This window comes from Lewinella sp. 4G2 (assembly GCF_001625015.1).
Classification (GTDB): Bacteria; Bacteroidota; Bacteroidia; order Chitinophagales; family Saprospiraceae; genus Neolewinella.
The window spans coordinates 1,768,802-1,781,256 of the sequence record NZ_LVWJ02000014.1 but is presented as its reverse complement, the minus strand read 5'-3'; the positions used below and the strand labels follow the sequence as shown (position 1 = coordinate 1,781,256).

9 protein-coding genes and 1 tRNA gene are annotated in these 12,455 nt (G+C 56.8%); 6 read left to right on the top strand and 4 right to left on the bottom strand.

Translation table 11 applies throughout. From position 1 onward, the window contains the following. Nucleotides 1-89 precede the first annotated feature (89 nt). The gene (locus tag A3850_RS08005) at nt 90-1,103 is read left to right on the top strand and encodes a nucleoid-associated protein (protein WP_068215395.1); all 1,014 of its coding nucleotides are present in this window, start codon (nt 90-92) and stop codon (nt 1,101-1,103) included. 299 nt (nt 1,104-1,402) lie between these two features. After that, nucleotides 1,403-1,969 (top strand): DUF697 domain-containing protein, encoded by a 567-nt coding sequence (locus tag A3850_RS08000; protein ID WP_068215393.1) that lies wholly within the window; start codon nt 1,403-1,405, stop codon nt 1,967-1,969. A gap of 44 nt (nt 1,970-2,013) precedes the next feature. Here A3850_RS08000 and tesB read toward each other — a convergent pair whose 3' ends face one another. Then, the gene (tesB, locus tag A3850_RS07995) at nt 2,014-2,871 is read right to left on the bottom strand and encodes an acyl-CoA thioesterase II (RefSeq protein WP_068215392.1); all 858 of its coding nucleotides are present in this window, start codon (nt 2,869-2,871) and stop codon (nt 2,014-2,016) included. 387 nt (nt 2,872-3,258) lie between these two features. Here tesB and A3850_RS07990 point away from each other — a divergent pair, with 387 nt between their 5' ends. Then, on the top strand, nt 3,259-4,443 hold the full coding sequence (locus A3850_RS07990; RefSeq protein ID WP_068215390.1) for an acetyl-CoA C-acyltransferase: 1,185 nt from the start codon (nt 3,259-3,261) through the stop codon (nt 4,441-4,443). Nucleotides 4,444-4,827: 384 nt separating this feature from the next. Here the strand turns inward: A3850_RS07990 and A3850_RS20170 are convergent. The 3 genes from A3850_RS20170 to A3850_RS07980 all read right to left on the bottom strand — a co-directional run bounded on the left by A3850_RS20170 (nt 4,828) and on the right by A3850_RS07980 (nt 6,506). Continuing rightward, a tRNA-Asp gene (locus A3850_RS20170) sits at nt 4,828-4,981 on the bottom strand. Between the two features lie 300 nt (nt 4,982-5,281). Then, a complete protein-coding gene (locus A3850_RS07985; protein WP_068215388.1) occupies nt 5,282-6,037 on the bottom strand; it encodes a hypothetical protein in 756 nt (251 codons plus the stop codon). 103 nt (nt 6,038-6,140) lie between these two features. After that, nucleotides 6,141-6,506 (bottom strand): SET domain-containing protein-lysine N-methyltransferase, encoded by a 366-nt coding sequence (locus A3850_RS07980; RefSeq protein ID WP_068215386.1) that lies wholly within the window; start codon nt 6,504-6,506, stop codon nt 6,141-6,143. Nucleotides 6,507-7,047: 541 nt separating this feature from the next. Here A3850_RS07980 and A3850_RS07975 point away from each other — a divergent pair. The 3 genes from A3850_RS07975 to A3850_RS07965 all read left to right on the top strand — a co-directional run bounded on the left by A3850_RS07975 (nt 7,048) and on the right by A3850_RS07965 (nt 12,100). Next, entirely contained in the window at nt 7,048-7,539 is a 492-nt protein-coding gene (locus A3850_RS07975; RefSeq protein WP_068215383.1) for an asparaginase domain-containing protein, read from the top strand. A 229-nt stretch (nt 7,540-7,768) separates the two neighbouring features. Next, the gene (locus A3850_RS07970; protein WP_197494012.1) at nt 7,769-8,362 is read left to right on the top strand and encodes a 1-acyl-sn-glycerol-3-phosphate acyltransferase; all 594 of its coding nucleotides are present in this window, start codon (nt 7,769-7,771) and stop codon (nt 8,360-8,362) included. A 192-nt stretch (nt 8,363-8,554) separates the two neighbouring features. Further along, nucleotides 8,555-12,100 carry a reprolysin-like metallopeptidase gene (locus A3850_RS07965; RefSeq protein ID WP_068215381.1) on the top strand — a complete coding sequence of 1,182 codons (3,546 nt, stop codon included), beginning with the start codon at nt 8,555-8,557 and terminating at the stop codon, nt 12,098-12,100. The last annotated feature ends 355 nt before the right edge of the window (nt 12,101-12,455 follow it).

Genomic DNA, 12,455 nt, shown 5'->3' with positions numbered 1-12,455 from the left:
TCTAGTAGCGTAGTCGGGTAGTCGGGTAGTAGCGTAGTGCTGCACTACCCGACTACCCGACTACCTGACTACCCGACTAAATACTAAGAATGGATCAACTGATCGTCCACAATCTCATCGTTCACGAGTTGAAGAAGCAGCCGGAGATGGCGGAGGCGGAACTTGTCCTATCCAAGGAAACGCTGGCCATCACGGAACAGAGTATTGAACTCATTGGCCGCCTCGATCAGATCTTTGAGCGCAAGAACGACCTGTTGCAGGGCTTCCTCTCCGAGCCGGACGAGGCCCTCTTCCCCGCCTACTACCAAAACTGGTTGATGGACGGGCGCAACCGGCAGAACTTCGTCACCTTCTCCAACGACACCATGAAGATCCTGCGGCAGAGCCTCCAGGGCGTCATTGGTGCGAAGGGTGGTTACCTACTGTACGCGGACTACACCATGGAAGAGCAGCGGATGCTTGGCATCTTCCTTATTCGGGAAACACCGGGCTTGGTGTTTGTACCCGAAGAGGATCACCTTAAACTCTCCAGTACTCAGTACCTCGACGTAGATCACATGGCCATGGCCGTCCGCCTCCTCGCCGGTAGTGGCCGTACCGTACAGATGATCCGCCACGCGCGGACGCAGGGTTCCATCAGCCAGTACTTCACCGACTGGGTTGGGATTGACCGTCCGGAAACCAGCGCGGAACTCACGCAGAACTTCCTGGAGCTCGTCGAGGAACTTCCCATCCCGAAGGACAAGGAGACCGGCTTCGCCATGAACGAGGGGGAATTCGAGAAGGCTCTCGTCAAGTACGCTGCCAAAGCTCCCCAGCAGACCATCCGCGCAAAGGATTTCGATGAGTTCTTTTACGGCAACGAACAGCCCTTGCAGGACATGCTGACCGAAAGCGACGGCGACCTCGACGAAGGTTTCCGCGTGGACAAGCGCAGCCTCCGCAAGCAATACTACCTCCGCGCCGGCTTCGGTGGCCTGAGCATCACCTGCACCAAAGACCATTTCCGTAGCGGGCAGATCGAGGTGGATGAGGCGACGGGGAAGATTACGATTGTGAGCGATGAGCTGGCTTCGTTGTTGTTGGACCAGAAGGGGGAGTAGGTAGTTGGTAGTTTCTAGTTTCTAGTCTGTAGTCATCAGGTTCTCCACGCGGCCTGCCATCCAAGCGCAGCGACAATGGGAGGTTCTTGGAGCGGCCGGGCATTTTTAGTCTGTAGTCTGTAGTCTACAGTCTGTAGTCATAAGGTTCTTCAAGTGGCCTCAAGCCCAAGCGCAGCGCAGCTTGAGGTTCTTGGAGCGGCCGGGTATTTTTAGTCTGTAGTCTGGAGTCTATAGTCTCCTCCCCGAACATCTTAGCCCTTGGGACCGGTTATACCAGGTGAACCAATCAAACCAATCCCATGGCTAACGATACTATTGAGCAAATTGAAGACGCGGCAAACGAAACGAGCCTCGCAGTAGCAAAAAATACCCTTACGCCGGACCTCGCTGAGAAGCGGGAGGAAGCGAATGCCCTCATCAAGCGGTACGCGCTGTTGGGTACGGCTTCAGGATTAATTCCTGTCTTTGGTCTTGACGTTGCGGCCTCCACGGCGCTGCAGACCAAGATGATCAAGGACCTGGCGGATATTTACGAATTTGATATTGATGATCAGATCCTGCGGACCGTCATCACTACGGGTGTTACGGCGCTCGTGGGTCGGGTGCTTACGGCGGCGGCCGGATCGTTGGCGCAGACCATCAGCCCACTCAAGATGTTCGTGAACGGGGCTACCCAGGCAGCCGTTTCCGGTTTCCTGACCCTCGAGGTGGGTACGCTCTACCAGAGCCAGATGGAACTCGGCCAGAATCCGGCGGACATTACGTTGATGTCCATTGCTGACCACATCATCGCGCAGGTAAAAGAGGGTAAGTGGGATCCTTCTAAGCTGAGTTTGACATCACAGTTAGGAGCTATCGTAAAGTAGTTGCTAGTTTTTAGTTTCTAGTGCTACTCACTAGAAACTAAAAACTACTTTGCCTTTCGCATCAGTCCCTCCTGGACGACGCTGGCAATTAATTTCCCATCCGCCGTAAAGATGTTTCCCCGCGTGAAGCCACGGGCGCCGCTGGCTGAGGGGCTATCGATGCTGTAGAGCAGCCACTCCTCGGCGCGGAAGGGGCGGTGGAACCACATGGCGTGATCCAGGCTAGCGATTTGCAAATCACGGTGGTCGACGGCGCGGCCGTGGGGGAAAAGGGCGGTTGTCAATAGATTATAATCGGAGGCGTAGGCCAGCACCAGTGCTTGTTCGCGGCGCCGGGCGCCGATCTCCCCCTTTGCTTTGAGCCAGACGTTGCGGATGGGTTCGTACTTCTCTTGCTGAAAGGGGTTCAGAAATTCAACCGGTCGGAATTCAATGGGCCGCTTGATATTCAGGATGCGCCGGATGTTTTCGGGCAGTTGGTCGCCGAATTTTTCCGCCATATCCTCGTAACTCACTAGCTCTTCGTAACCCTGCACCTTCGGCATATCGATCTGATGGTCGTAGCCCGGTTGGTCGAGTTGGAAGCTCGCGGTCAGGTGAAAAATAGCGGCGCCATTCTGGATGGCCTTTACCGCGCGGGTAGTGAAACTGCCGCCGTCGCGAATGCGATCCACTTCAAATACGATGGGCAGGTCCACGTCTCCCGGCAGCACAAAATAGCCGTGGATGGAGTGTACGAAGCGGTCGTCGGGCACCGTCCGCATCGCCGCGGCCAACGATTGCGCCAGCACCTGCCCCCCAAATACCCGTGGCGACCCGATCGAGCGCGACTGCCCGCGAAAGAGATTGACCTCCAGTTTTTCCAGGTCAAGGTGTTCGAGTAGTTCCGATACGTGCTTCATGGCTCAGTGGTTTGCGGTCACTAAACCGGTGGGTGGGGCCTTGGTTGTGTTGGGTTGCGTTCGTGTTGTTTGATTTTGGGCGCTGCCGCGGGTGCGGGGGTTTGGATTTTGGAGCGGGGGGGATGGGTGAGGAAATTGAGAACCGGGGGGAAACGAATTCAGGGAGGGAGTTACACAAAACGAAAACAAATGAATACGAGGGGAAACGAAAACGAGGGGAAACATGAGCTTCGCTGCTACTGGCGCGGTCCCTCGCTACGGTAGACGCCCATCCGGGACTGGGGAGGCTGCGTTGGGGTTTGCGCATTAGTTTTGCATTGTCTGATGATTTGGAGAACTATCGATACCATTCTGTTGTCAAGACAAATAAATTAAAACCGCTCGATTATGCCCAACCAAACCGTTTACATTGTTTCCGCCGTCCGTACACCCATTGGGTCTTTCGGGGGGCAGTTTGCTTCCCTGTCCGCAACGCAATTGGGAGCGGCGGCCATTAAGGGAGCGCTTGAGAAGGCCGGGGTGAAGCCCGAGCAGGTGGATGAGGTACTGATGGGGAACGTCGTCTCCGCCAACCTCGGTCAGGCGCCGGCGCGGCAGGCGGCCATTCACGCGGGTTTGCCGAACAACGTGCCCTGCACGACGGTGAATAAGGTATGCTCCTCGGGTATGAAGACGGTCATGCTGGGCGCGCAGTCCATCGCGTTAGGGCACAACGATATTGTCGTGGCCGGCGGCATGGAATCGATGAGTAACATCCCCTTTTACGTGCCGGACGCCCGTTGGGGAGCTAAATTCGGTGACCGCAAACTCGTCGATGGGCTCACGCAAGATGGCCTTACTGACGCCTACGACCAAAACGCGATGGGCGTCTGCGCCGACGCTACCGCGGTGAAATACGACATCAGCCGCGAAGCCCAGGATGAATACGCCATCGAATCCTACACCCGAGCCAAGCGGGCAACGGAAGACGGCACCTTCGGCCGGGAGATCGTCCCCGTAACCGTTCCGCAACGGCGAGGCGACGACTTGGTGATCACCGAAGACGAAGAGTACAAGAAGGTCAAGTTTGACAAGATCCCCAACCTGCGGCCCGCCTTCGGCAAAGGAGGAACCGTCACGGCGGCCAACGCCAGCACGATCAATGACGGTGCCGCCGCACTCGTCCTCGTCTCCGAAGCTAAAATGAAAGAACTCGGTCTGACGCCAGTCGCCAAGATCGTCTCTTTTGCCGACGCCGCCCAGGAGCCGCAATGGTTCACGACCGCCCCTACCCTAGCAGCCCCTAAAGCCCTGGACCGCGCCGGCCTCAAAATGTCCGACATCGATTACCTGGAGGTGAACGAAGCTTTCGCGGTTGTCCCCATGGCCTTCACCCAGGAGTTAGGGATTGACGGCAAGAACATGAATGTGAACGGTGGTGGCGTGTCCCTCGGTCACCCGCTGGGTACTTCCGGTGCTCGCATCCTGGTAACGCTGATCAACGTCCTGCACTCAAACGGTGGGAAGTACGGGTTAGCGACGCTTTGTAATGGTGGAGGTGGTGCCTCGGCGGTGGTGGTCGAGGCGGTTTAGTAGTTGCGAGTTTCAAGTGGCGAGTTTCAAGTATCAAGTTGCAAGTATCAAGTTGCGAGTGTCGAGTTGCGCTACTTGCAACTCATTACTCGCAACTTGATACTATCCCTGTACCTGCGGCAGCGCCCGCGAAAACGAAAAAAGCCCCCGCTCTTCCGAAGAAGATTGGGGGCTTTTCAATTTGCTGTAAGGGAAGGAGTCGAACCTTCAAGAGGGGGTTAGCCAAACATTAGATAGATGGTTTATCCCCGAACCCTCACCCGCGAGACAAGCGGGCATGGCTGCCAATTTCATCACCCTACAAAGTTAGTCTGTAGTCTTCAGTCTGTAGTCTAGAGTACTGCGTGCACTATAGACTGTAGACTACAGACTAGAAACTGTAAATGGCTGTAGAGGTAGGAGTCGAACCTACAAGGGGCGGTTAGCCAACGGTCATCGCTCCGGAAGAGCTAGCTCTGCTAGAGCCGTGATCGTGGTTTATCCTGGGTTCCCCACCCGCGAGACAAGCGGGCATGGCTGCCAATTTCATCACTCTACAGTGTTAGTCTATAGTCTGTGGTCTATAGTCTGTAGTTGAAGATACTATAGACTGTAGACTAAAGACTCTTAACTATAAAAGAGAAGCCGTTGCTTCGTCCTTGCAATAGCAAAGATGCAACGATTCAATCTAAACGTGCAAGTATTTTCATTAAATCGTTCTCAACTTTACGATTCATCTAACTGAATGGCGGAATATGGCAGTTCCTTTCAAAATCGACCTTGCATTTTGGCCGGACATTAAAAAACGCGCAATCGGCTACGGTGAGCTGATTGCGCGTCTGATGTGAGTGGAGAGTTTTTACTCCATCGGCTCCCCGTAGAAGGGGTAAAGCAGGTCCTTATCGGCGAAACTGCTGTAGGAGGAGTCCTGTGGCGACTTGACGAGCATGAAGCGATCGCTGTTGTTCATGATGCCGTAGTACATATTTTTGCCATCCGTGTCTTCGATGGATTCGACGATGTTGACGATGGAGGGCATGATCTCTTCCCGATCTTCATAATCTCCCAGTTCGGGGATGCTCATGAGGACAAGGATGTTGCTACCGTAGTGCTTGGTCTTGTAGTAGAAGTCGTCCGGACCATTTTCGGCGGGCATGACCGCGGTCATGAACTGATCGATGTAGTAGGAAACGGAATCGGCTTCCAGGGAGGGCGTGTTGGTCATTTCCGCTACGTCCGCTTTGAGGAGGCCACTGCGGTAGTCGGCCGCATCCGCTGCGCTGGACCAGGCGCCGATGGCCATGAAAACGGCAAATAGCCCCACCACGGCGATGCTGCCGGCCCAGTACCACTTCGGGTTTTCGACGCGCGGCGCCAACTCGTTCTTGATGGAGTGGAGCGTATTGGTGTAGTCCTCCTCACCGGAGGTACGCTTGCAGTGGTCGCATTCCGTGACGGAGACTTTGTCAAGCGGGATGAAGGGAATCCAGTACAGGTAACCGTAGCGGGTGAAGAAAGACATGGTCTGGCTTTCCGTTTGCTCGCAGTGGGCGCAGGGTAGTTCTTTGAGTTTAAAGGTCTCGCCGTGGCGCGCGCGTGATCCGTAAATCAGCATAAACAGGTGGTATTAAGGGTAGAAATGGGGTTCAAATTCCATAACAAAGGTAATACGTACCCTGGCGAAATTTACCCATCGCTTTATTTGATGCCCTTCGGGTTCAAAACCACAGCGTCATTTCCGGATCGCCCACGCGGTAGTCCGTGGTTACTTCCTCTCCTTCCCGGATGTCACGGACGGCCGTAAAACGGATCTGCCCACCGGCGTAGTCCATTTCGAATTCCGCATTGGCCCGTTCACTGTGGTTGTAGAGGGAGCCGAGGCCCAGCGCGATGGCCGCCCGGTCGCCGTCCCACTGAAAATAGTAATCGTGCAGGACGGTGTGGTGGATCTTTTCCCGATCTGCCGCCGAAACGATGATGACGGGTGATAGCTCGATGATCCCCCCGGCCGGGATGGCGGCGGAAGTGAATACCCCCCGGCCATTGGCGGTTTGTTGAACGTAGAGGGAGGGTAGGTGGAGCATTGTTAGTCTAGAGTCTGTAGTCTGTAGTCTGTAATCTACAGTTCGCAGGCTAGAGTCTGTAGTTGGTGGTCTTTAAGGTAGTGTTTATTTGTTTGGTCTCTCTCGGCTCTTCATGTGGCCTTAATGTTTTGCGGAGTAATTAGTCTGTAGACTACAGACTGAAGACTATAGACTACCTAAAGCCGGACGCTCGCGGGACCTCCTGCGTCGGACGCCACGAGGACCTTGGATCTTAGTAGTTAATCATTAGGATAGTTCCTTTTAGGGACCTCGTAGCGTGGTCAACTCGCGCGCAGCAAGAGTTGAGCTCCTGCGAGCGTCTGGTTAGCTGCAGGAATTTCTATTCAAGCCGAACGCTTCTGGAAAATCATGACTTCAGACTACAGACTATAGACTCCTAAAACCCGGCCGCTCCAGGAATTCCAGATTGCGCTGCGCTTGGATCTGGAACCGCCTGGAGAACCTCATGACTACAGACGGAAGACTATAGACTACAGACTTTCACGTCTTACCTTCGCCCCAACCCAACCCTCCCCTAGCCTTGATCCAGATCTTCGTCACCGGTGGCACTTTTGATAAGGAGTACAACTTCGTCTCCGGCCAGCTTTATTTTCAGGATTCAAACCTACCCGAAATGCTGGAGCGGGGACGGTGTACGCTGGACCTCAACGTCCGGACGCTAATGATGGTAGATAGCCTCGACCTGACAGACCTCGACCGGGAGAACATCGCCCACAACTGCCGGGGCGTGGATACGGATCAGATCCTCATCACGCACGGGACGGACACCATGCAGCAAACCGCCGCCTACCTGGCCGACGCCAACATCGAGGGGAAAACCATCGTGCTTACGGGCGCCATGATCCCTTACGCCTTCGGCTCCTCTTCGGATGGGTTCTTCAATTTGGGGAGTGGACTGGCTTTCGTTCAATCGCTACCGCCCGGCGTATACGTGGCGATGAACGGCCGGTACTGGGATTGGGACAAGGTGCGGAAGAACCGGTCCACGGGGTATTTCGAAACGATCAAGTAGGGGCTTCCATCGTCCATTATTCTAGCCCATTAAGTATATGGTGGGCCCTTGTTTCTTGCCTACTTCCTCCGGCACCTGCGGCAGCGCCGTAGAACGCTACTTAAAATTTCTGTATAATGTTTCGATTTGCGATTGTAACCCTCTCCCCCAGCCCCTCTCCACAGGAGAGGGGAGCAGGAAAGTGTTCCGATTAAAGCGAAGTACTGCTTTAAGAACTAACTGCCTAACCATGCTGCCCCGTTGGATTGCTAAGATGATGTTGCGCCTCAATAATATGGAGGTGGTTGACCACAATAATGGCGACTGGCCGGACCACTGCATCGTCGCCGTGGCGCCCCACACCTCGAACCGGGACTTCCCTTACGGCATTTATTCGCGGCCCGTCTTGGGAGTCGACATCCACTGGGTGGGCAAGGAGAGCCTGTTTAAGTGGCCAATGGGGTCAATTCTTCGCTACCTCGGAGGTGTACCGGTGGTGCGGAGCCGGCGGACGAATTTTGTGCAATCCGTCGCCGAGATCTTTAAGCGGGAGAAGGTATTCCGACTGTGCATTGCGATTGAGGGCACGCGGTCTAAAGTGGAGCGATTCAAAACTGGTTTCTACTTCATCGCCCTGGAAGCGGGGGTGCCCATCGTGCTTACCCGCTGGGATTTTGGCAACCGGAAGCTGGAGTTTTCCAAGCCCTTCCACCCTACCGGCAACATTCGTGAGGATTTTGACTTTATCTACCGCCACTTCGACGGGATCAAAGGCCTCGTACCGGAAAACAGCTTCACCTACGACCCGGCGGTGTTGGATGCGCTACCGGAAGTCCGGCAATAGTTTTTTGTCCCGAAACGGACATATGCCTCACGGCGCGTTCTTTGGGCAGCGTCCCTTTACTTTATTGTAGTACGTCCGGCATTTACCGGCCCCAACCTAATTCGCTCTTTCATTCTTCTGGTAACGTTGCGTTTCCGTTTGCACTCGGAATGGTACTGTTGACAGGAGCTTACACCTACAATCACTTCACCCATGCGCTATCTCTCTACCCTATTACTGCTTTGTCTTGTCTGTACCGCGGGCCACGCTCAGCGCCAGCTTTTTCAACCCGGCCAGTGGCTGGATGCGGACGTTTCCGCCATCGACGGTGACCGCCGGATCAACCCCGCGCGGGCAACGACCTTTTCGGTGGACGGACAGGCCCTTAAGGACTTCCTCTTTACCGCGCCCCACGAGCGCAAGGTGGCCGCCGAGGGTAGTGAGACCATTCTCGGCCTGCGTTTGCCCGACGGGCGGACGGCCAACTTCCGGATCGTCAGCTACAACATCTCCGAGCCAGCCGGGATGGCGCGTTACCCCAACATCCGCACCTTCTACGGCGTAGACGAAGCGGACCCTACCCACGGTATTTTCCTGGACTGGACCGAGCGCGGATTCCACGCTTCCATCAAGGGTGGCGGGCACGAGACGGTATTCATCGATCCCGTATTCCGGGGGGATACCGACCACTACCAGGCTTACCGTAAAAAAGACTTCAACGCCGACCAGATCGAGCAATGGACCTGCCAGACCACGGCCGACCAGGCTCCGAGCGGGCTTAACGAAGACCACGATCACACCGTAGAAAAGGTAGGCGGTTGCGAACTCCGCGAGTACCGCTTCACGATGACGGCCACGAGCAGCTACAGCACCTACCACGGGGCGAGTTCCGCGGCGCAATCCGGCTTGGTACAGTCCGCAGTCGTGACCACCGTTAACCGCGTGAACCAAGTGTACAGCCGAGAGATCTCCGTGCGTTTCCAGTTGGTGGCGGACAACGACCAACTCTATGGCTACGGGTCAGGTAGCGCTCCCTTCTCCAGTAACGACGTGGGCACCATGTTCAACGAGAACACCAGCTTCACGACTGATATCATTGGTTTAGACAACTACGACTACGGCCATTCCATTACCCAGGGGCCAAATAATGGTATTGGCCAATTCGAGGCTCCTTGCTCCGTCAACAGCCGGGCCCAGGGCGCTTCCTCCCACGAAACGCCGGAGGCGGACATTTTCGACATCGATTACGTCGCCCACGAAATGGGCCACAACTTCAACGGCCGCCACACCCAGAACAACGCCTGTAACCGGGATGAGTCGGGCAGTACCGAGCCGGGTTCCGGCCACTCCATCATGGGTTACGCCGGTATCTGCTCACCCAACGTCCAGGATAACAGCGACGACTTCTTCCATGGCCGCAGCATCGAGCAGATGACTACCTTCTCCGAGTTGGGTGGCGGCGCCGGTTGTGGTACCATCATCAATACTACCCTCAGCAACGCCAGCGTGACGCCGCAGACGGACGAGACCATCCCCGCCGGCACGCCCTTCGTACTGAAGGCCGACGCTACCGGCGACGGCACCCTTTCCTACAATTGGGAGCAGAATGACTCGGACCCCGCCGAGGAAATGCCGCCGGCCTCCACCAACGAGCGCGGCCCCCTCTTCCGGGGCTTCAACCCTTCGGATAGCCCGGAGCGCTTCTTCCCCGTGCTCTCCGCCACCATTGCGGGTGAGGACCAGGAGTGGGAGGTGCTGCCCGAGGTGGACCGCACGCTCAACTTCCGCGGCACCGTCATCAACTACAACGCCAGTTACGGTTGTGCTTCGGAGGACGACGTCCGCCTCACCGTAGATGCTTCCACCGATCCCTTCGTGATCACCGACCCGGCCGATGGCAACCAACTCAGTGAGGGTCAGGTGGCCCAGGTGCAGTGGGACATTGCCGGCACGGACGCCGCACCCTTCAACTCCCAGGAGATGGATATTCTGCTCTCCAAAGATGGTGGCGTCACCTTCGATGCGCTGGCCGTCGCTACGGCCAACGACGGAATTGAAGAAGTCACCATCCCCGCCGGCCTCTCCAGTCAGGCGCGGATCATGGTACGCAGCGCGGATAATGTTTTCTTCAACGTCAGCCCCCAAGATTTCACGATCGTCAGTGCCACTACCGCCGCAGCGATTGACGGAGCAGCCATCTCCAATCCGGATTACGCCGACTGTTTTTTACTGCGGGATTTCGCCCCCTACTCCATCCTCACCTCTTCGGCGGGGGGAGCGGAGGCGCCTATCACTTGGTCCATTACCGGTTTGCCGGCGGACGTTACGCCGAGCTACTCCGTCAACCCCAGCCGCCCCGGTGGCCGGATGGAGCTGCTGCTCAACAACGCCGACCTGTTGCCCCTGGGCCAGACTGACTTTACGCTTACCGGCACGAGTGCGGACGGCACCATTACGATTCCGCTCAGCGTCACCCGCACTAGTGGTGATGGCGGCGCGGGGCCCGACCTGATCAGCCCAGTGGGTGGTTTCGCGGATATCCGCCCGGCACTTACTGCTTCGAGTGAGAACGGGGTCACCTTCCAGGTGCAGTTGGCCACCGATCCTGAATTTATGGATTTGGTGTACGACGTGTCCAACCTCACCGAGCCCCGTTTCTCTCCGCCCGCTTACCTGGACGGCGAGACCCAGTATTACTGGCGCATCCGCGAGGGCAGCGAGTGTGGCACTTCGGCGTGGTCCACGTCCAGTTTCCGCACGAACTCCTGTGACATCATTGCTTCCGACAATACCCAGGTGCCGATCTTCGCTACCCAGGGCCAGTACGATGCGACCAAGACGATCTTCGTCCCCGCCTCCGCCGCCGGTGAGATTGCTGACGTGGACGTCTTCCGCCTCAGCGTTACGAACCAAACGGCGAGTAACCTTACGGTCCTGCTCGAAGCGCCATCCGGTGATTCCCTGATTCTCTTCGATCGGGATTGTGGCTCGCGCAATGGCTTCGACCTCAGTTTTGACGATGAGGCCGCGTCGGTCAACATCGACTGCTCCCGCGCCGGGCGCACCAACGGTCTCTTCTACCGCCCCCGCAACGCCCTCTCCCTGTTCGACGGTACCGAAGCCAGCGGCACCTGGCGCCTGACCGTGACGGATAACTTCTTCAGCGATGGAGGCGTGGGGAGCTCCCCGGCCGGCAATCTGAACAGCTTCCAACTCAAGATCTGCCGCGCTTCGGCCCTGCCGGTCACCTTCCTCGAGTTTACCGCCCGGGGCACGACGAAGGCCATCGAGTTAGCCTGGGCTACTGAAGATGAAGTGGACAACGAAGGCTTTTACATCGAACGACGGGGCGCTGCCGCGGGTGCCGGGGAGGAGTGGCAAGCAATCGGTTTTGTCGCCGCCGGCCGGGAGTACGCCTTCCGCGATGAGACCGCCCTGCCCAATACGGACTACCTCTACCGCCTCCGGCAGGTGGACTTCGACGGGACGATCAGCTACAGCCCCATCGAAGCCGCCCGCTACGGCGAAGGCGCCGCCGCTTCCCTGGCGGTATTCCCGAACCCCTCTAATGGTTTGTTCAATTACCGCTTCGGCGAGGTGGAGACGACCGTCCCCTACCAACTGATGACGGCGACCGGCCAACTTTTAGAATCTGGCACCTTACTTCCTGACGGGGGTACGTTGGATCTACGGGAGCGAGCTACGGGGGTTTATTTGCTTAGGGCTGGTGGGGAGACTCGGCGGGTGGTGGTTTTTTAGTTGGGTAGTATTGTAGTTGGGTAGTAGCTTAGTCGGGTAGGGCCTTGGAAGTGACAATCGCCTCTCCTCCTCCCCAACCTCCCCTACTCCTGCGAAACCTGATTACGAAATCCCAAACCCGGGGATGGAACGAAAACCGGGGATGGAACGAAAACCGGGGATGGAACGAAAACCCGGGGCGAGACGGCTACGCCGTTAACCCCGGGCTACGAGGTGTACCCCTCCGGGGCAAAACGAAAACCTGGGGACAAACGAAAACCTGGGGTCGTTCGGCCGTTGGCCTCCTTGACCCCAGGCTAACCAGCTTGTCCCTCCGGGACAATTTGTCTGAAACCGCCGGAGGCCTCTCCTCCTC

Coding starts and splice junctions, on each gene's coding strand:
- A3850_RS07965 (WP_068215381.1), top strand. CDS start 8,555: ATGCGCTATCTCTCTACCCTATTACTGCTTTGTCTTGTCTGTACCGCG.
- A3850_RS07980 (WP_068215386.1), bottom strand. CDS start 6,506: ATGCTCCACCTACCCTCCCTCTACGTTCAACAAACCGCCAATGGCCGG.
- tesB (WP_068215392.1), bottom strand. CDS start 2,871: ATGAAGCACGTATCGGAACTACTCGAACACCTTGACCTGGAAAAACTG.
- A3850_RS08000 (WP_068215393.1), top strand. CDS start 1,403: ATGGCTAACGATACTATTGAGCAAATTGAAGACGCGGCAAACGAAACG.
- A3850_RS07970 (WP_197494012.1), top strand. CDS start 7,769: ATGCTGCCCCGTTGGATTGCTAAGATGATGTTGCGCCTCAATAATATG.
- A3850_RS07990 (WP_068215390.1), top strand. CDS start 3,259: ATGCCCAACCAAACCGTTTACATTGTTTCCGCCGTCCGTACACCCATT.
- A3850_RS07985 (WP_068215388.1), bottom strand. CDS start 6,037: ATGCTGATTTACGGATCACGCGCGCGCCACGGCGAGACCTTTAAACTC.
- A3850_RS08005 (WP_068215395.1), top strand. CDS start 90: ATGGATCAACTGATCGTCCACAATCTCATCGTTCACGAGTTGAAGAAG.